Raw genomic sequence first — 18082 nt, 5'->3', positions numbered from 1 at the left:
GAGACTGCGGACGTGCGCTCGAGAGCACGGCCCGAGGGGTCGCTACCGTTGGTCCATGGACAGCATGAGTGCCAACGTGACTCCTCCCCAGATGATTTCGCCGAGCCGGGCTGCCGGCACCCTGCGAAGCCTGGTCGGGCAGCTCACTCAGGACCCGTCGCACGCCGTCGTCATCGGGGAAGAGGGCGTCCCGCAGGCAGTGCTGATCTCCTTCAGCGGCTTTCAGCGGCTGCTGGAGGCAGCGGGCGCGGCCGATGCCGCGATGGTCGCGGATCGTCTGGTCTCCGCTCCCCAGGCGGGTGAAGGGCTGAGCAATGAAGCCCTGGCCCAGCTCGTTGCGGATGCCGAGTACGACGCCACCGCCGGGGAGGCCACTGCGGGTGGCGCCGGAGGTGTCGAAGGGGGGCCGGATGCAGGCGAAGGGGCCTGAACTGTACCGCGCGGACCATCATCCGCAGGTTGGCGCCGACATCCTGGCGCTGCCAACCTCCCAGCTCCAACGGCTCGCCCTCATCAGGATCAGCCAGCTCACCCGAGGTGAGCTACGCGGCGCTCCCCTGGAAGCGATGGCGAGGCATCCGGATCTGTCCGACTGCCGAAAGCTCTATTTCGACGAGTCGCAGAACGAGATCAGGACGGTGGGAGGGCGTGCGCCGGCATGGCGGATTGTCTACCGCCTGCGTGATGCGCTCCCCGGCCCGGACGCGCGCATGATGCTGCAGGTCGTCGCGGTGGGGGCCCGGGCCGCGAGCGAGGTGTACGAGCTGGCCGGGGCGAGACTGGACCGGCAGTGGATCGTGCGGGCGCCCGTGCCGCAGACGACCCCGGCGCCGGTTGCCGCTGCGCCCGGGCGTCGGAGCTTGGCCGAGGCGCAGCGGCTGGCTGTGGAGCGGTTGCGCCGAGCGCAGAGCCGGCGGCGCTGAGGCTGCTGCCTTCGATACTGCGGTGTTCGGGCGAGGCAGGGCTGGGGGCTCGTCGTGGAACTGGGAAGTCTGCGCCACGATGGTTCCTGCTGGCAGGGGTTGTCCGAGCGGTCGGTAATCGAGTTGCCTGTGGGCAAGGTGGCGGTTCGCGACCGGCCGCTCGGGCTCGGAAGGGTGGGCGAGTTCGCCGAGGCTCTACGGGTGGTCGGGCTGGACGGTCACCTGGACGCCTTGGCGGGCCTGCGCGAGGTTGGACAGGCAGGTGTCGGGATCGGGTCCGGTGACTATGCAGCGGGCGAGCAGCGAGGCTGGGAGCGCCTCGACCGGCGTGCCCAGGGGTGCCTCCCAGGCCAGTCGTGCCAGCCAGGGTGCGTTCAGCTGCTCGGGGTCGACGGACTGGCCGGTGACGGTGCCGGTGGACGCCGCTCGGATCAGGGCGACGGCCGCGCTCGCACTGTGGGTGGGCGTGATGGCCGGGTGCTGGCCGGTGGCGGTCTGGATGGCGGCCAGGAGCAGGTCCACGCCGGTCGCCAGTCGTACGAGTTCGGGGATGCTGTCGCCCTGCAGGTGGGCTGCTGCGTCGGTGATGAGCGGGCCGAGTACGGTCGTCACGATGTGCACGTGTCCTACGCCGTTCTCGACGCCGAGGGCCTGGATCGCGCGGGCCGCGAGCTGTGCGAGGTCCGGGTCCACGTCCTCTGCGGTGACGAGGTGGGAGGAGGTTTGGAACAGGGGGTGGTTCGTGAACGCCGACCGGACCGCGGCGACCACCCAGGTTCGCCGCCCGCTCGTGACGGTCTGGAGGGTGACCTGGTCGCCGGCCGGGGCTTGCTCGAGGAGGACGGCCCCGGGGGTGGTCTCTGCCGTGAGGGCGGCGGTGTGCGCGAACGTCCATGCGGCGTGAAGGTCTTCGGCCTTGTCGGCCCGGATCGCGCCGTGGTGGCCGAGGTTCGCGAGCGGGCGCAGGAAAACGGGGTACCCGGTCCACAGTGCCGCGGCGGCCGCGTCCTGGTGGGAGTCGACGCGGGTGCCTCGCGGGACGGGCAGTCCCGCTTCCGTGAGCAGGACCCGCGCGATGGAGCGGTCGGCTGACGCGGCGGCCGACGCCTTGGCCGGGCCTCGGACGCCGAGCGCCTCGGCCAGGTCGGCGGCCTGCGGCAGGGCTTCTGCCGTGAGCGCCAGCAGGCCCGCCGGCGGGTCCTCTCCGAAGCCGTCGGCACCCGCTGTCGGTGCGGTCGCGTCGGGTACTCCCCAGTTCGAGGAAGGGTCGTGGTAGGCGATCGGACGGGTCTCGGCAACGCTCTGCAGGTCGGCTGCGTGGTCCCTGCTCGGGCCGACGACCAGTACTGCCGGTTGTGGGGACACGGGGCACTGTCTCCTCGTTTGTTGTAGGGTCCGTCGCCGCTGGCAGCGCCGCCGAGCGTCACAAGTGCGCTTTGGTCACGCATTGTTGCCGATGACGGGATGACGCATCTCGGGGGGTCGGCGGTTGCGTGCCGGAGCGGTCCGGCGTCGGGGAAGCACTTGTCCGGACCGTGCGGGTCAGGGCATCTGGTCGATCGGCTTGGGTGGGACCAGCCAGACGAACCGGTGTCCCGATGCGGCGTCCAGGGGGCGGGTCATCAGGAGTGTGATCCGGGTCGGACCCCACTTGGGGTGGTAGATGAGCCGGGTGTCGCCGTTCGGGTGGACGTATTCGTCGTCCATCGAACGCTTCATCAGCGTGCGCAGCGGCTTGTCGGTGCCGGCCGCTTCCTCGAGTTCGCGTTGGAGCTCGACCAGGCCGGGTTCCCACGGCGAGGCGTTGAGCGCGGCGCGCTGCTGGCGGAGGAAGGGCAGTGCCCACCCGGCGTCCCAGTCGAGCAGTACGTCCTCACGTGCCTGCTTGCTCATCAGGATGTAGCGCAGGACGTTGGTCGGCAGTTCCTTGCCGGCCCAGATGTCCCGGAACGCCTGGTTGGTCAGTTCGATGTCCCAGCAGCGGTTGGAGAGGTAGCCGGGCAGGACGCTGGAGTCGAGCGCCAGCTGGTAGGCCGGTACTGAGCTGAGCTGGCTGGTGAACGGCTGTGGTGGTTCCTGCCCGGTGGCAAGAAGGAACATCACGTGCCGTTCGTGGGCGGTCATGTGCAGCACGGAGGCCACGCGGTCCAAGAACTCGGGTTCCGCGCGGGTCAGGCCGCGCTCGAAGTCGCCGTAGGACCGGACGGACACCCCGAGGATCGAGGCTGTGCGCTCCTGCGAGAGACCGGTACGACGCCGCCCACGGGTGGTGATGGCTGCCGCCGGAGGGCCTGCCTCGACCGCGGTCCTGCATCTGACCAGCAGTGCCTGGAACTGCTCCTTCTGGTCAAGTGCACCGACATTCCCCTGCCGTGCGCTCGTCACTTGCTTCCCCCTCGTCCAGGCGCCGGTGATCGCCGCCGACGGGTTCCCAGTCTCCCGGCGGCGGCCGTGCGGCGCGCTTTCATCGCTCAAGCATTGCGCTCGGCCAGGCCGAGTCGTTGGTCAGGTAAGCCTTCGTAGGTACAACTTCCGGAAGGGGTCCTTCCTGGCCAACGGAGGCCAGTTCGACTACATCTTTAAGGCCACGGGGCGACTTGGCATCCGAATTGGTCATTCGTCTCACCAGCCGCACACGCTCACAGACCTGGGGGGCCTGATGATGCCGAAGCCGCCGCACGAGGTTCAAGTCCACGATCACGAGCGGAACAGCTCTGCCGAGCGCGCCTACCTGGTGCTGCAGGCGTTGATCGAACTCGGCCCGGGTTCTCACACGCTCGCCGAGGTGATCGCCCACAGCGGGCTCACCCGCTCCACCGCCCATCGCATTCTCCAGTCGGGCGTGCGCACACAAACCTTCATCCAGCCGACCTACGGCACCTACGCCATCGCCCACCCCAGCGCCACGGGGCACAGCCAGGACGCGCTGACCGCGCTGCCCGCCAGCTCCCCGGCGATCTCCGAGGAACTCGCGCACCTTCAGCGCCGCACGAACCAGGTCGTCGCGCTGCACAGCCACCTCCTGCTGGGCATGCCCAGCAGGATCTGCGTCGACATCGCCGACGGGAACCGCCACGACTTCGCGGCCGCGCTCGCGACCTCGGACGCGGGGCCCGTCCTTCGACGGGCCCCCCTGCACCAGGACGCGGCCGGACTGGTCATGCTCGCCGGCCTCGACGACCTGAGCGCGGGCAACGCCGTCCTGCGGCGCATCAAGATCCAGGGGTACGCGCGCACTCCGTCACCCGTCGCCGGGTGGGAAATGCTCTCCGTGCCGCTGTGGCGCGGCTCCGTCCTCGTCGGATCCGTCAGCCTCCTCTCCCCCGACGCCTACTTGCAGCGGCGCGCCGAGCGTCTGGCCGACGCCACGATGGACACCGCCGCAGCCCTGTCGCGGCGCCTGGAGCACACCCGGACACAGCGCCAGATCATGCCGATACTGCAGCAAGCCAGCTGAACCGAGAGCATCCGGGGGGAACACGTCAATGAACCGCTCAGTCCGGATCACCGGCGCCGGCCGCGGCACCGGTCTCGCCATCGCCCGGGCCCACCAGGAAGCCGGCGACCGCGTCGCGATCACCTACCGCTCCACGCCCGCACCGGCCGGCTTCCTGTCGCTGCCCTGCGACATCACCCGACCTGACGAGGTCAGCGGGGTGTTCGCCGCGATCGAGGAGCAGCATGGCCCTGTTGAGGTGCTGGTCTCGAACGCCGGAATCACGCGAGACAAACTGCTGCTCACGATGTCCGAGGACGACTTCACGTCAGTGCTGGACACCAATCTCACCGGCGCCTATCGGGTGGCGAAGCTGGCGGCGCGCAGGATGATCCGGCGCCGCGAGGGCCGGATCCTGTTCGTCTCGTCCGCCTCCGCCCTACACGGGCAGGCGGGACAGTCCAACTACACCGCGTCCAAGGCGGGTCTGATCGGCTTCGCCCGATCCCTGGCACGTGAACTCGCGCCCCGCGGTGTCACGGTGAACACGCTCTCCCCCGGCCTGACGGACACGGCGATGCTCAACACGCTCGGTGCTGAGATGGTCGAGGGCCTGGCAGCGCAGGTACCGCTGGGCCGCCTGGCGCACCCTGACGAGATCGCGCGGGCTGCGCTGTTCCTCACCTCTCCCGAGGCCGCGTACATCACCGGCCAGGTCCTGGCCGTCGACGGCGGCGCCTCCATGGGGCATTGAGTTCCCGCCCGCACCAGACGTCCTGGTGGGGCCAGCCCATCAGGACTCGAGACGAGATGAGAGGTCGACCATGAGCTGACACGTCGTGCGGCCCGCCCCGGAATGGAGCAGGAGCCGCAGGGCTGCCGCCTGCACACCGGTGTTACCAGCACCGAGCCCGGCGGCACGCCCTTCCCTTCACCGCCGGCGCATGACCGAGTTCGCGCTCACGTCATGTCCGGCGACGGCCCGGGCGGCCGCCCTCGATCGAGGACCCGCCACCCGGTGTACCGCCCGGTCCCGGGCGGGTCCCACAGGCGATGCCAACCCTGGGAGCGATAGCCGGCCCCAGGGCTTCGTGCTGCCTCCACCTCGAGCAGAGACCTCTTGATAATGCCTGACGTCCTTCCCGTTTGTCACGCATGCGCGAACGCGCCCTCTACCATGCCTACCGGCGGTGACGCTTCGTCAACACGCCGTATCACAGCAGAAGACGACGGACTGTTCGCTTGCGTCGTAGGGCTGGAACCCCTGCGACTGGACGAGCCGATGCGGCTGCGTCTTCGGGCGGCCGTCCACACCGTCCTCCGCTCACCCGCAGCGGCGCTTCTGAAGGACATCGACCAGTTACTTCGTATCGTCACGATCGCCAAGGCCGAACTCGCCCGGACCTGCGCCACCACGTCGGCCGCCCCTGAGCTCGGCCGCTGGCTCGGGGTGTCCGCCTCCGCAATCCACGAGTCCCTCAAGCGGCAACGCAGGGCGTCCACGCTCGTCACCCGGCAGCGGTTCCGTGACACCGGTACCGTGCAGGGACTGTTCGTCGGGGTCCCGGAGCAGATCGAAGCGACTCGGGCGGGCGACCGTCGGCACCCCCTCGCTCTCGACCGACCCGCGCTCGCCACCCTTCTTCGCCTTGTGGAACGGCTCTTCGCCCCGGGCTGGTACCACCGGGACGGCCGCCGGACTCCACCAGGACTGCTGGCCTGTCGAACGGGCCGCGGAGCCCCCACCGATCGGCTTGCCCTGCTCCTCCTGGTCCTGGAGGCCCGACCCGACGGGCGGGTCCGACTCTGTTCCGGCCGGGTGTCCAAACGCGGACGGGCGGCGGCAACGCTCGCCCGGCTCCTGGGCGGCGGTTGCACACCGGCCGGCGCAGCAGGGATCCTCCAACGCCTGCAGAGCGCCGGGGCGATCCAGCTGGTCCGGCGGGTGACCGACAGCCGACTGCGCCAGCATGGAGGGATCGTGGTGCCCGCAGTGGCCCAGGACTGGGCGACGATGAAGGCCGCCCGGCGGCGCTCCGCTGCGTCCCGGCGCGACACCGCCGCTCCTGCAGCACGGCCACGCCCGCGTTGCGCCGGGACATCGCCGCAGGTGGCACACCCAGGCCCGGCAGGTGGCGCCGATTTCCCAGAGAACTCCGCTGCTGAAGCCCTTCACGCCTCTCACGCCGATCACCTTGGCACTGATGGTCAGGCTGATGTCGCGGTCGGTGTTTCCGGCGAAGCCGAGACAGGGGTCCCCACCGTCGCCGGTGGAGCGCGTACGCGCGCGAGGAATCCCGACACGGTCCGCACGCCCCACGGCACCTCCGCGTCCAGGACGGAGGTGACGTCCGGACGCCCTGCCCGGCCAGCCTTGCCGCAGCTGAACATGTCGGCCGCGGCATACCGCGTGCTCCAGGAGGCCGCGGTTCTGCTGCCGCTGATGACCGTCTGGGAGCAGCGGGAGGCTGCGCGTGCCGTGGGCGCGGCGGTGCGGGACGTCGCGGGTGACAGCGGGCGGGTGGCGCGGCGTCTGCGGTTCAGGGTCGCCAGTGCCACCGCGATCGCCAGCCCGTACGGCTGGCTGGTCCGGATCGGGCTTCGCCGTGCCAGCGACTGCGGGCGGGTCGAGTGCGAGAGCGGGATCGACGTGGTGACAGGTCTTGAGTGCGTGCCCTGCGGATATCTCGTCGAGGGCGCGATCAGCCGATCGCGCCATGCCGCTGGAGCGGCCGAGAGGCCGGCGGCGCCCGCCCCTGCGGGGTCGGCGGCTTCGGAAGCCACGGCTCCGGCCGGACGGGAGCTCCGCAGTGTCCGTATTGAGGCCGCCCGGGCGGCCGTTCCCTGTCCCGGCTGCGGTGCTCCTGGCGCGGTCGGGCGCACAGGGCCGTGTGCGGGCTGTTCGCGAGGGCGGGCCATCGGGGCCGGCATCAGCGAGTGCATCAACCTGGCGCTGGCCGCCCATGCTGACCTGCGCGACTATTCCAGTGTTCGCACCGTCTGGGAGACGGTGCGCTCGGAGATCCGCAGCGCCAGAACGCATGCCCGGCACGCAACGCAGGACGAGGAGATCGCGGGTGCCAGCGAACTGCTCGCTGTGCTCTGCATACGCGACCGGTACCAGCAGGACGCCGTCCGGCGATTCAGGCTCTCGCCCGCAGTGGCTGCCGAAGCCTCCGCCGCCCACGACGCCGTGATGCGCTCCAGGCACCGGTTCGAGTCGTCAGCCGCTGCCCGGCAGGCGGCTGAAGCCGCCGCTGCAGCTGCGGCCGACCGGGCAGCCGGGTTCCTGCTCAACCAGCGCGTGACGGCGGTGGCCACGATCCGTGCGGCAGTCGCCGACCGGGCCGGCGGACGGCGCAGCAGTCGTCCGAGGACGTCGGTGGACGGCACCTGATGGATTTGCGGCTCGAGGTCGGCACCTGGCTCGGCCCCGAGGAGCAAGCGCGTTTTGGCGGCTCGGGTGACACTGCCAAGGTGCCGTGGGAGGAGCGGGCAGGGTTGGACGTGCCCGGCGAACGGTCGGGCGGCGACCTGGAGCAGCAGTCACGAGCTCGCCCGCGTACGGCAACGCGGCGGCGCTGTCCGCGACGGCAACGCTTCCCTCGATGCCCGGCTGTCCGCCCGCCACGGCCCGCAGCTGCTGGTCGCCACCGGCCGGGCGCTGCGCGGATGGATCGGGCGGACGGCTGTGACGGCGGGTTACGCTCACCCGGTGGGTGCGGCGGGCGGCCTGGGGACGGCGGCGTGCTGCGCGGTCAGCAGGATCGCCGCGAGCGTGCCAGCCTCGGTGACCCGGCCGTCGCTGCACATCTGAATTGCCTGTTCCAGGGGTACCCAGTGCAGTTCCATGTCGGCCTCGCTCGCGTCCCGGTGGTGCTCGCCGACGGTCAGGCCCCGGGCGAGGAAGAGGTGTTCGCGGGTGCGGGCGCCGGCGGGCATCCGCCACATCGTCGTCAGTGGCTCGACCTCGGTGGCCCGGATGCCGGCTTCCTCGGCCAGTTCCCGTTGTGCGGCCGTCAGTGGGTCCTCCCCGGGCTCGCATCCGCCGCCCGGGCACATCAGCAGCTGCTGACCGCAGACGTAGACGCTCTCCTCCACGAGGGCGATCCGGCTGCGGTCGTCGAGGGCCACGACGCGCACTCCGTCGGCGGACTCGGTGTACTCGTACGTCCCCGTGCTCAGGTCGGTTCGCCGGACCGTGTCGCGGCGCACTACCACCCGGACGCCCGTGTACTCGAGGGTCGACGAGATCGTTGTCCAGCCGTCGATCATGCCGGGCCCTCCTTCTCGCTCTGCTGTTCGGGCAGGTGGTCCGACGTTGTCCGGTCTGCGGGGTGGGCTCTGTGGATCGGGGCGGAGAGTTCGGCGCGCAGCTGTCCGGCGATCCGGCGGGTCTGCGCGGCCGAGACCTCCAGCAGGCCGGCGCTCTGCCACTGGAGGGCGGCTGTCTGCTGTTCCTCGTACGGCACGCCGGGCGGCAGCGCGGCCACGTGGATGTGGACGTGGCTGTTGCCGCTGTTCGAGCCGAGGCTCTGCACGTAGATCCGCTCGGTCGGCACGACCTGCTGGAGCGCGGCGCCGGCGCGGTGGACGAGGCGCCAGAGGTCTGCGGAGTCCTGCTCGGTGAAGTCTGCGATCACGTCCTGTCGGTGCTCGACCGGGGCGACCAGCAGCTTGCCGAGCAATGTCGGGTACCGGTCCAGGAACACGACGTGGTGCTCGTCGCGGAGGATGATCTCGTGCCGGAATTCCGGGTCTCCGGCCAGCATGCGGCAGACGAAGCACGGCCCGGTGCGGGACCGCCGGGTGTATGCCTGTTCGTCGAACCCGACCCGCTTCACTGTGTCTCCCTCCTCTGCTCGAGCTCGCCGGTGATGGTGGTCTCCAGCTGCCGCATGGTGGTCGTGAAGGCGGCCTCGAGGTCGATGTCGTACTCCTTGGCGATCACGACGAGGGACCACAGGCAGTCCGCCAGTTCGTGTGCCAAACCGGGGCCCGGGGGCGCAGGTCGGACGCCATCGGCGGCTTGGGTCAGCTTGACCAGGTCTCCTACGTCCCCGACGAAGCCGAGGACGAAGTCGTGCCGCGACCAGGTGCGTCCGCGCGTGGTCAGGTTGAGTTCGTCGTAGAGGCCGTGGACGTGCAGGGCCTGCCTGATGATTTCGCTGAGGTCCACCGGTGGGTCTCCTTCCGGGTGGGTGCAGCTGTGGGGTGCGGGGCGGTGTGCGGTCGTCGGTGTCACCCGCTGACAGGGGCCGGGCGCTCCGGCCCGTGAGCGCGGCGCGCAGCGGCCGCTCGCGTGGCGGTACCCGGGCTCGGTCTTCGGCGGGGTGGTGCGGGTGTGGCGTGTGCCGACGGGGTGCGGGTGCGCCGGGAGCGGCGGCGAGAGGACCGGGCCTTGGAAACCGACCGCAGCGTCGGCGGGCGGACCGGGGTTGCGGGTCGGGTCGCTGTCGTGGGGTTCGTGTTCGCTCGGGTCCGCCGCTGTCGGGCCGTCATGGATCGTTCCTGTCGGCCGGTTCGGTGGCGGCGTGGCGCGGGCCGGGCAGCTCGGTGGCGTACTGGCGGGCCTGGAGGAGGTAGGCGGCCTTGTAGCTGCCTGTGGTGGGCTGGTCCTCGTCGGTGCCGGCCGTCATGAGGTCGGTGTGGGTGCCCTGTTCGACGAGGCGGCCGTCCTTGAGGACGTAGATGAGGTCGGCGGAGGCGCTGGCGGCCAGGCGGTGGGTGATCAGCAGTACGGTCGCCCCGTGGTCGGCCAGGCGCCGCAGGTTGTCGAAGGCGCGCACCTCCGCGGCCGGGTCCAGCGCGCTGGTCGGCTCGTCGGCGACGACCAGGAACGGGCGCCGGCCGTCGGTGCCGGTGGTGGTGGCGCGCAGGTGGGTGCGGGCGGTGCCGATCCTTTGCCACTGTCCGCCGGAGAAGTCGACGCCGCCTTCGAAGCCCTTCGCCGCCAGGGTGTCCCAGCCCCGGTCCTGCTGCCGGAGGAGGGCCTGCATGCCGGCGAACTCGGCCGCTCGGGCGAGGGCGCTGGCGTCGTCGTGGTGGCCGGGACGGCCGGGGGTGACGATCGCCCGCAGGGTGAGGGGCCAGTGGAAGAGGTCCTGCGGGAGCAGCACGGTGGAGGCGTACTGCTGTGCGCGGTCGGCGGTGGCGGTGTCGACGCCGTCCCAGTGGATGGTGCCGCTGTCGGGCTGGTAGAGGCCGCACAGGAGCCGGGCCAGGGTGGACTTGCCGGCGCCGTTGTCGCCCACCAGGGCCACGATCTTCCCGGTGGGGACGATGAGGCTGACCTTGTCCAGGGAGGGCGTGGTGCGGCCGGGGTAGGTGAAGGTGACGTTCTCGACGTGGATGGCGTCGGGGCGTTCGGGCAGGTCGGTCCCGCCGGTGGGGATGGCCCGGGCGTCGGCCTCGGTGGTGAGTGTCTGCAGGTCGCCGACGTAGAGGGCTTCCTCGAAGAGCTGGTTGACGCTGGCGAGCAGGCCGCTGACGTCCGCGGCGCCGGTGCGCACCGCGACGACGGCGGTGCCGGCGGCGGCGAGTGCCAGGTGTCCGGTGGAGGCCAGGAGGCCCAGCAGGCCGAAGGTGGCGGCGTAGGCGAGGCCGGAGGCGGCCGCGGCGGCGATCCTGGTGCCGGCGGCGGCCGCGGCCAGGCGTGCCTGCTCCGCGTCCGAGGCCCGGGCCATCTGCTCGAAGTGGTGGAGCAGGAAGCCGCCGACGCCGTGCACCCGGATCTCGGCGGCCGTGTAGGTCTGGGTGAGGAGCTGGGCGATGAGTTGGGAGGCCCGCAGGTGCTGGAGCCAGGACATCACCGAGTTGCGTCGGCGTCTGGCCGTGACGGCCGCGCCCCAGGCGCGGGGGGCCGCGATCAGTACGAGCAGGGGCAGCAGCATCGGGGACAGGGTGAACAGGACGCCGCCGGTGGCGGTCATGGAGAGCACGGTGCCGAGGACCGAGACGGACTCGCTGGTCAGCCGGTGGACCGAGTTGATGCCGAACCGGGCCGATTCCAGCAGGCGGTTGAACGCCGGGTCCTCCATGGCCGCCATCTCCACCCGCTGGGCCCGGTCCAGCAGGGTGACGGTCGCGGTCCGCTGGATCCGGGGGCTGAGCCGGTCCGCCCCCCAGGTGGACACCGCTGCGAGCACGGCAGCGGCAGCGGCAGCGGCGCCGGCCACGAGGACGGCGGGCAGCACCCTACGGATTGCTTCCGCTGCCGGTGCGGAGGTGAACAGGTGCCCCAGGGCGGCGTTGACGGCGACCAGGGACAGTGCCGCGGCCGCGGCGCGGGCGACCTCGGCGAGCACCACCCCCACCAGGGCCGTACGGTCGGCCCGCCAGGCGAGCACCCAGGCCAGGCGCAGCATGCCGGGGATCTGCCGGGCGACCGTCCACAGGCCTGCTTGCGCGCCGGCGTCCTCGTGGCGAACGAATCCGCCGTCGTAGCGCATGGGGCCGCCGAACAGGAGTTGCTCGCTCGGGGACGGTTCGCCCGCTGCGACCGTCCCGTGCCGGCGCCGCTTCACGCGGCCCCACCCGCGTTCTGGGGCCCGGCAGCGTCGGCCGGGGCGGGCGGCAGGGGGTGGCGTAGCGTCAGGTAGTGGGCGGCGGGGTCGAAGCCGAGCTTCTCGTACAGCGGGAGTCCTTCGTGGGTGGCGATGAGCTCGACGGAGGAGCAGCCCCGGTCCTGGAGCGCGCCGACCAGCGCGCGGGTGACGGCCTCCGCCAGTCCCTGGCGCCGGTAGGGCCGATCGGTGACGACGGTGTGCACCCGTCCCCACAGGCCGCCGGGGTAGGAGGGGCCCTCGTAGCCCCGGTAGACGACGCCGATCGCGCACGCCGCAAGCGTGCCGTCGCCGGCGTCGGCCACGAAAGCGAGCAACTGCGGGTCGGTCCCGAGCCGGGCCTGCATGTCCGCCAGGAAGGTGGTGCGCCAGGCATCGGTGGCCGGACGGCCGGTCAGGACATCGACGCGCAGACGCAGCAGTTCCTCGGCGTCCGCGGGCGTGGCCGGACGGACAGGGATCGGTGTCATCGCGGAGCCTCCTTCAAGGCGGTGGGCCGCAGGCGGATCAGGCACAAGCGGCGGGCATCGACAGTGCGTTGCTCGATGGCGTTCAGCCCATCGGCAGCTCCCAGCTCAGCCCCGGGCCGCCGACCACCCGCTGTACCGGGCCGGTGAACTCCAGCCGGTACTCGACCGGCTTGCCGGCCGCCGTCCAGCGGGCGTGGAGCTCCTCGGCCTCCTGCCACAGGTTCCGCGGGCCCCGCTCGACGACGCGCGAGCCGTCCCGCGCGACGGCGGCCCGGGACCCGTCCCGGGCGACCAGCACGATGTCGTCCTCGGAGCCGGGGGCGCCCCAGGCTCGTCGTACCCCGGGCAGGTTGTGGGCGAGCGCGACCCAGAAGCCGCGTTCGAACGGCACGGGAGGCGCCAGGACCGCGGAGCGCCGGCGCCCGCCGTCGGCCGGCGCCTGCGGCAGCGGGATCCACCCGCCGGCCCGGTCCGGTACGTGCCCCCACAGTTCCGCGGTGAGTCGGCCGGAGAGCGTTCCGTGCTCGTCGCGGTGGACGAGGGCGGTGGCGTGCCAACCGGGCGCACCGGTGGTGACGGTGGTGCGCAGCCGGCCGCCCGGGGCGAGGCGGCGCGGCCAGGCAGCGGGAATGCGGCGGACGGCGAACGAGGCGGCAACCGCGTCCCATAGGCCTTCCGGCACACCGCGCAGTCCGTCGCGGACCACGATCCGCACGTCCGCGCCGAGGGCGGCCAGCCGCTGGGCGGCGTCGCGCGCCAGCTCCCGGTCGATCTCCACGCCGGTCGCCTGCCGGCCAGTCAGGTCGGCGGCAACCGCGCTCAGGTAGCCGGTGCACGCGCCGAGTTCCAGGAAGCAGTCCTCCGGTGCGAGGCGGAGGTCCTGGAGGGTGACGGCCAGCAGGCCCGCGCCCGAGCTCTGCCCGCTCGGGACGCCGGTGAACTCGTCCCCGGCCATGAGCGGGCCCGTTGGCCGGCCGTCGAGTTGGACGACGACCTGGTCCATCCCGTAGCAGACGGCTAGGTGCAGCTCGGGCTCGTCTCCAAGGTCCACGAGACGCCAGCGCCGGGCGGGTCGGTCACTGCCGAGCGGAGCGAACAGGCGCGGCATCAGCAGGTGACGGGGCACCCGGGTCATCGCTTCGACAACTGCGGGGTCGTGCACGCCGGGCTCCTGGGCGAGCGCGGTACCGAAGGCAGATCGGGCAGGGGCCTCCATAGCGGCCGGGGTGGGGATGCTGCTCGTCTCGGTCACCGGCCGTCCGCCTCGAACCCCTGGTACTGCACTGCGCGAGTGAGCCGGTCGCGTCCGGCGGGGCAGCCTTGTCGGCAGATGAGCGGGCCGGCGGCGATCGAATGGGTGGGCGGCAAGCGATGCTCCTACTCGGGCGGTGGTCGGCGCGAAAGGTGCGGGCGTGGCGAAGCCTGCCCCACGGCGGGGCGGGGTGGGCGGAGTACTGCGTTTCGGGTCGGGTGAGCCGGTCGTTGGTGATGCCGAGCAGCGCCGGAGGGTGGCGTCGGCCGTTGACCTGGAGTACTAGGTGGTAGTGGCCCAGCACGAGGGCGGCGGTGTTGGTGGACTTCCGGGTGTGGGTTTCGACCAGGCAAAGTGGCACGCCCGGCCTTGGCGGTGGCGCAGGCGAGGTGGGCGACCTCGGGCAGTCGAGTGTGCTGGCCCCTTTGGCCCAGCTAACCGGACATGAGTGTTGAAGGATTCACGGCGAGCTGCCGGTCCACGCCTTGGGACGGGTGCGACGCCCGGTCACGCGGTGAACTCGAGGAAGCTTCTGACCTCCGGGACTCCCTGATGTACCCGCAGTCTGGTTCGGAGATCGGCCAGTGCGGTGCTGCCGCGGGCGGAGTTCACGCCGCCCATGTGTTCGACGGCACGGTGGGCAACCGCTACGGCCTGTTCGATGGCGTCGAGTTCGAGGTGTGCTTCTGCGGCGCGCGCTTCGTAGATGGCGGCCCCACGAGGAAAGGAGTCACCGTCGTAACTCTCCCGAAGCTCGGCCACGCCCACGGTGGCGGCATGCTGGAAGTGGTCCAGTGCACGAGCGGGATGGCCGAGGTTGAGCGCCGAGCTGCCGAGGAGCTGGTAGATCTCTCCCAGGTTGACCCAGTACAGCGACGGCAGATCGTCGGCGAGCGGAATGGCGTGGCTGTAGGCATCCAGGGCCGCGTTCGCCTCCCGGTCGGATGCGCGCGCGTCGCCCGCCCGGGCGTGGGCCCGGCAGGCCCGGGCGTGGAGCATCGCGAGCATCCGGGCGGATCCGGTCGCACGACCGTGGACCTTCGCGGCCTCCACCAGCGAAGCGGCCTCCTGGGGGGAACCGGTCGAATACACCTTGATGGCCCAGAAGGAGAGGGTCGTGGCCAGGACTTCCGGATTCTGGGAGGCGAGTGCGTCCTCGGCTGCGTCCGCGAAGTGCCCTTCCGCGCGTTCCGGGTGCCCGCTGTCGTATGCGGTCCAGCCGGCCGCCCGCTGTGCGTCGGCGGCGGCGGCGAGCAGACGCCGACCGGTGGCCTCACTGTAGGACGTGGTGCGCAGCGCCCCCGCGATCATGTCGAACTCGTTGACCGCGGCGTTGTAGACGTGGCCCGAGCCGACGATGTCGTCGAGGTGGCGTAGGGCGATCAGTCGTTGCTCGTGAAGGGCGGCGACGCCGTCGCCGACCCGGCGGCCGGTGCCCGCCGTGGCTGGGACGACGGGTGCGAGGGCGAGGGCCATGCCGCTGGCGGCGGCTGTGATCATGAAGCGACGGCGTTCCACGGTGTCACCGGCCTTTCGTGGGGCCTTCAGCGCGGTGGGGGTCGCGCGGTGCGGTGCGAGTAGGGCATCGGGAATCGCGCGGTGGAGCCAGGCCGGCCAGCCGAGTTCCACAACGTCGTGTCGGGGGACGTTCAGGAGATCGGCGAGCGCGATCTGCGCGTGTGTGTCCGGTCGGGTGCCGCGCTTCCAGCGGTGGAGCTTCTGCTTGTTGGTCGCCATGCCGCCGAATCCCAAGGCTTTGTGACGGGCGGCTATCCGTTTCAGGAACGCTTCTGCCTTTCCGCCGTGGCGGGCGACGAGGTAGTCGAGTCGATCCCCGACCTCGCTCAACGGTGCTCCCCTCGGCTGTCGGACCGGCCGTTCAAGTGTCCCTGGGCGGAGGCGTTCGCGGGAGTGCGCGCGAGAGGTGGATGACCGCTGGATGACCGCAAGGCCACTCGGGATGACGTCCGCGCTCTTCCTGCTCCCCCCGGCTGGCGGTCTCCTTGAGGGCGGCCGGCCGGTGCATCCGCAGCGCTGATGGTGCGGTCCCCGGCTGAGGCGGCCCGGCTGCCTGGAGCGCCGGGTTGGCGTGAGGTTCGGGAAGTACGCGTCGACAAGGGGGAAGAGTGGAGTCTCCACGGACAGAACGGGTCGACCTCGGGCGGCTGCTGGCGCACCCCGCTCCTGGAGCCTCCGGTGCGGGGCCGGCTCCGGTGACCACTTCGTGCGTCATCCGCCGGCCCGCCGGGTTCGCAGGGGCAGCGAACGGCTCGGATGCCGGCCTGCTCGCGCGGACGGTGTTCGCGGTCGTCCTGGCGGTCTGCACCGGCGGCCAGGATGTGCGGGTGGCGTGCGGCACCACCGAGGCTGGGGGGCCCCTGCGTGTTGAGGCCCTCCAGGTTCTTCCGCAGTCCTCGATCCGGCAGCTCTCCACACGGTGGACGTCCGGCCCGTCGGCGCGGGCGGCAGCTGATTCCGGGGGGCTGGCGACCCTTCGGCACCTGGTTGGGGCCGCTGCCCTGCCGGCGTTCCACTTCTCGGTGTCCGGGCCGTCTTCGCCTGCGCCGCTGTCCCCGCTCGCCTGCTCTGTGTGCGTCGTTCCGGGGGGATGGGAGTGGACGTTCAGCTCTCTGCCCGGCGTCGCCGACGAAGGCGTCCTGCGGGCGTTCGCCGACCGGGTCGAGACCGTGTTGCACGGTCTGGCCGCAGTGCCGGACCTGACAGCGCAACAGGCTGCGGGCCGGATCCGGCCGCTGGCTTTCGAGGTCCGGTTGCTGGGAGGTACGGGCTTCGCGGACATGACCGCGGCGTTGTCCGGCTGGGGCAACGCCGTCGGGCTGCCCGTCACGGCGCACCGTGTCGAGGCCGAGGAGATCCAGACACCGGCGCCCGCGGAAGGGGAGCTCCGGCCGGCGGCGTGGGGAGCGAACCTTGTCGTCCTCCAGCAGGGCCTGGGCAGTCTCCCGCAGCCGAGGCCCGAGGAAGGAGCGGGCGGCTCGGGCGCGCCGGAGGCGGACCTGGGGACGCTGCCGGACGGCCGCCCGATCGCGGAGGCGAATGCGAACGAGACGCGCGAGCTCTACGACGAGATCGTCACCCGCAACCTGTACCTGCGGCACGGGCTGCGGCTGTGCGACGGCGACCTCGTCGTCGATGTCGGCGCCAACATCGGGATGTTCGCGCTGTTCGCCGCCGCGCAGGCGAGCAAGGTCACCGTGCACGCCTTCGAGCCGGTCCCCGTCGTGGCCCGGGCCCTGGAAGCGAACATGCGCCTCTACGGGATCACCGGCACGGTGACCCGATCCGCGGCCGGAGCGAGCGCCGGCGACAGCGTGCTCACGTTCTACCCGCGGTCGTCGCTGCAGTCCGGTTTCTACGCCGACGCCGAGGGCGATCGGCACATCGTGCGGCAGTACGCCCGCCACCAGGCCGAGGCTCTTCCCGGGCTCACCGCCGGCCTTCGGGCAGCCACCGCCGAGGCCCTGGATCCGACGGCCCTGGCCCGAACGGCCGACCGGCAGGAGCTCATGGTTCCGGTGGTCCGCCTGTCGGACTGGATCCGCAGCAGCGCCGTGGGCCGGATCGACCTCCTGAAGATCGACACCGAGCGCGCGGAGGAGGACGTCCTCGCCGGGATCGACGACGAGCACTGGCCCCTCGTCGTCCAGGTCGTCGCCGAGGTCCACGACCTGGACGGACGGGTGGACAGGCTCCGCGCCCTCCTCCAGAGCCGCGGCTTCGAGACGGTCGTCGACCAGGACCCGCTGTTCGCCGGCTCAGAGATCCACATGCTGTACGGCCTGCGGCCCGGAACCGAACGCGCCGAGGCCCCGTGGATGGGACGCCAGATCGCGGCCGCCGAACGCTGGGCCCAGACCTCGGGCCTGCCGCTGTTCCTGACCGCTGCGCCCGGTGCGACGCCTGCCGAGACGCGGATCGCCCGTCAGGCCGTCGAGGCCCGCGGCCTGACCTGGATCGAGGCGCCGCACCTGGCGGCCGCCGCCCGGGCCGGGGAGCCGGCCGCGGTGCTGGCGCGGGCGGAGGCGGTACTGCGCCGGATGACCGCCGATCAGCGGGCGGTGGCCAAGGCGGTGGTCGTGGACGGCGACAACACGCTGTGGGGCGGGGTGTGCGGCGAGATCGGGCCCGAAAGCGTGGACACCGGCGGCCCCTACCGGCGCGTGCAGGAGGCGCTGCGCGCCCAGCTGCGGGCCGGGCGGGTGCTGTGCCTGTGCTCGCGCAACAACCCGGCCGACGTCGAGGCGGTGTTCGCCGCTCACCCGGACATGCCGCTGGGCCTGGGGGACTTCACGGTGGTGCGAGCGGGCTGGGGCCCGAAGTCCGTCGCCGTCGGTGAGATCGCCGGGGAACTCGGCTTCGCGGTGGAGTCGCTGGTCTTGGTCGACGACAGCGCAGCCGAGCGTGCCGAGGTCGCC

14 protein-coding genes and 1 pseudogene are annotated in these 18082 nt (G+C 71.8%); 6 read left to right on the top strand and 9 right to left on the bottom strand.

The window, feature by feature from the left end:
• Positions 1–55 precede the first annotated feature (55 nt).
• Positions 56–430 (top strand): hypothetical protein, encoded by a 375-nt coding sequence (locus ACW14Y_RS41680; RefSeq protein ID WP_456988725.1) that lies wholly within the window; start codon positions 56–58, stop codon positions 428–430.
• Positions 411–923, top strand: coding sequence for a hypothetical protein (locus ACW14Y_RS41675; protein ID WP_456988723.1), 513 nt, complete (start codon positions 411–413; stop codon positions 921–923). Before ACW14Y_RS41680 ends, ACW14Y_RS41675 begins: the two co-directional genes overlap by 20 nt.
• Positions 924–1118: 195 nt before the next feature.
• On the opposite strand, the gene ACW14Y_RS41670 is transcribed toward ACW14Y_RS41675, so the two are convergent.
• Together ACW14Y_RS41670 and ACW14Y_RS41665 are read right to left on the bottom strand one after the other, a co-directional pair.
• Positions 1119–2288, bottom strand: coding sequence for an ATP-grasp domain-containing protein (locus ACW14Y_RS41670; RefSeq protein ID WP_456988721.1), 1170 nt, complete (start codon positions 2286–2288; stop codon positions 1119–1121).
• Between the two features lie 177 nt (positions 2289–2465).
• The gene (locus ACW14Y_RS41665; RefSeq protein WP_456988719.1) at positions 2466–3308 is read right to left on the bottom strand and encodes an MmyB family transcriptional regulator; all 843 of its coding nucleotides are present in this window, start codon (positions 3306–3308) and stop codon (positions 2466–2468) included.
• A 274-nt stretch (positions 3309–3582) separates the two neighbouring features.
• Here ACW14Y_RS41665 and ACW14Y_RS41660 point away from each other — a divergent pair, with 274 nt between their 5' ends.
• The 3 genes from ACW14Y_RS41660 to ACW14Y_RS41650 all read left to right on the top strand — a co-directional run bounded on the left by ACW14Y_RS41660 (position 3583) and on the right by ACW14Y_RS41650 (position 7756).
• The gene (locus ACW14Y_RS41660) at positions 3583–4380 is read left to right on the top strand and encodes a helix-turn-helix domain-containing protein (protein WP_380310155.1); all 798 of its coding nucleotides are present in this window, start codon (positions 3583–3585) and stop codon (positions 4378–4380) included.
• Between the two features lie 28 nt (positions 4381–4408).
• The gene (locus ACW14Y_RS41655; protein WP_456988717.1) at positions 4409–5113 is read left to right on the top strand and encodes an SDR family oxidoreductase; all 705 of its coding nucleotides are present in this window, start codon (positions 4409–4411) and stop codon (positions 5111–5113) included.
• A gap of 528 nt (positions 5114–5641) precedes the next feature.
• Positions 5642–7756, top strand: a complete 2115-nt coding sequence (locus ACW14Y_RS41650) for a hypothetical protein (protein WP_456988715.1) — start codon at positions 5642–5644, stop codon at positions 7754–7756.
• A gap of 311 nt (positions 7757–8067) precedes the next feature.
• Here the strand turns inward: ACW14Y_RS41650 and ACW14Y_RS41645 are convergent, their stop codons facing one another.
• From ACW14Y_RS41645 to ACW14Y_RS41615, 7 genes are all read right to left on the bottom strand, one after another.
• Positions 8068–8634 carry an NUDIX domain-containing protein gene (locus ACW14Y_RS41645; protein WP_456988713.1) on the bottom strand — a complete coding sequence of 189 codons (567 nt, stop codon included), beginning with the start codon at positions 8632–8634 and terminating at the stop codon, positions 8068–8070.
• Positions 8631–9203 carry an HIT family protein gene (locus ACW14Y_RS41640; RefSeq protein ID WP_456988711.1) on the bottom strand — a complete coding sequence of 191 codons (573 nt, stop codon included), beginning with the start codon at positions 9201–9203 and terminating at the stop codon, positions 8631–8633. Before ACW14Y_RS41640 ends, ACW14Y_RS41645 begins: the two co-directional genes overlap by 4 nt.
• Positions 9200–9538: a nucleoside triphosphate pyrophosphohydrolase family protein gene (locus ACW14Y_RS41635; RefSeq protein ID WP_375982092.1), complete on the bottom strand. Its 339-nt coding sequence runs from the start codon at positions 9536–9538 to the stop codon at positions 9200–9202. The genes ACW14Y_RS41640 and ACW14Y_RS41635 overlap by 4 nt, the downstream gene beginning before the upstream one ends.
• Before the next feature lie 319 nt (positions 9539–9857).
• Entirely contained in the window at positions 9858–11555 is a 1698-nt protein-coding gene (locus ACW14Y_RS41630) for an ATP-binding cassette domain-containing protein (protein ID WP_456988708.1), read from the bottom strand.
• 326 nt (positions 11556–11881) lie between these two features.
• Positions 11882–12394 carry a GNAT family N-acetyltransferase gene (locus ACW14Y_RS41625; protein WP_380305522.1) on the bottom strand — a complete coding sequence of 171 codons (513 nt, stop codon included), beginning with the start codon at positions 12392–12394 and terminating at the stop codon, positions 11882–11884.
• An 82-nt stretch (positions 12395–12476) separates the two neighbouring features.
• The gene (locus ACW14Y_RS41620; RefSeq protein WP_456988706.1) at positions 12477–13646 is read right to left on the bottom strand and encodes a protein-L-isoaspartate O-methyltransferase family protein; all 1170 of its coding nucleotides are present in this window, start codon (positions 13644–13646) and stop codon (positions 12477–12479) included.
• Between the two features lie 507 nt (positions 13647–14153).
• On the bottom strand, positions 14154–15494 hold the full coding sequence (locus ACW14Y_RS41615; protein ID WP_456988704.1) for a transcriptional regulator: 1341 nt from the start codon (positions 15492–15494) through the stop codon (positions 14154–14156).
• A gap of 950 nt (positions 15495–16444) precedes the next feature.
• On the opposite strand from ACW14Y_RS41615, the pseudogene ACW14Y_RS41610 reads away from it, so the two are divergent.
• Positions 16445–18070 (top strand): annotated as a pseudogene (locus tag ACW14Y_RS41610) (FkbM family methyltransferase); the annotation flags it as partial.
• Positions 18071–18082 lie beyond the last annotated feature (12 nt).

It is taken from the genome of Kitasatospora sp. cg17-2 (genome assembly GCF_054031055.1).
The sequence above is the reverse complement of the archived record's forward strand: the minus strand, read 5'-3'. Positions and strand labels throughout refer to the sequence as shown.

Excerpts from the sequence above, each read along its gene's own strand:
- ACW14Y_RS41680 (WP_456988725.1), top strand. The coding sequence starts at position 56 with ATGGACAGCATGAGTGCCAACGTGACTCCTCCCCAGATGATTTCGCCG.
- ACW14Y_RS41675 (WP_456988723.1), top strand. The coding sequence starts at position 411 with ATGCAGGCGAAGGGGCCTGAACTGTACCGCGCGGACCATCATCCGCAG.
- ACW14Y_RS41660 (WP_380310155.1), top strand. The coding sequence starts at position 3,583 with ATGATGCCGAAGCCGCCGCACGAGGTTCAAGTCCACGATCACGAGCGG.
- ACW14Y_RS41655 (WP_456988717.1), top strand. The coding sequence starts at position 4,409 with ATGAACCGCTCAGTCCGGATCACCGGCGCCGGCCGCGGCACCGGTCTC.
- ACW14Y_RS41650 (WP_456988715.1), top strand. The coding sequence starts at position 5,642 with ATGCGGCTGCGTCTTCGGGCGGCCGTCCACACCGTCCTCCGCTCACCC.
- ACW14Y_RS41645 (WP_456988713.1), bottom strand. The coding sequence starts at position 8,634 with ATGATCGACGGCTGGACAACGATCTCGTCGACCCTCGAGTACACGGGC.
- ACW14Y_RS41625 (WP_380305522.1), bottom strand. The coding sequence starts at position 12,394 with ATGACACCGATCCCTGTCCGTCCGGCCACGCCCGCGGACGCCGAGGAA.